This is a genomic window from Catenulispora rubra, assembly GCF_015356825.1.
Lineage (GTDB): Bacteria > Actinomycetota > Actinomycetes > Streptomycetales > Catenulisporaceae > Catenulispora > Catenulispora rubra.
The window spans coordinates 1-395 of record NZ_JAACYW010000803.1; the positions used below are offsets into that span (position 1 = coordinate 1).

Consider the following 395-nt stretch of genomic DNA (forward strand, 5'->3'; position numbering starts at 1 on the left):
GGTTGCTGACATTCACCAGCCCGCTGATGCTCCGGGTGCGCCCCAGGGCGACTCCGACCAGCGAGTAGGCGTCGAGCATCTGGCCCACATAGGGGTGGTCGGACACGGAGAAGTGGCCCAGGGCGGCGCGGTCGGCCGCCTCGACGATCTCCATCGTCTGCTCGACGTCCCGCACCGCGTTCGACACGCCGATCCCGTACTGAACCGCGTTTCCGGCCATGACTGTCTCCGTCCCCAGTAGTTCGTGTAACGAACATACTGGTTCGTGGTGCGTACTTCAAGCGCGCGAAAATGGACGCGCCACGCCGTTCGGGGGGTACGGCGTGGCACGTCCAGTCGGCACGCGGCGGGCGCTGCCCGCGTGAATGCCTGAGAGAACAGGCGCCTGACGTGCT

General features: G+C 66.6%; 1 pseudogene. It reads right to left on the reverse strand.

What is annotated here, in order from left to right:
* Nucleotides 1-220: pseudogene (locus tag GWK61_RS55500) on the reverse strand (LLM class flavin-dependent oxidoreductase); the annotation flags it as partial.
* Nucleotides 221-395: the final 175 nt, after the last annotated feature.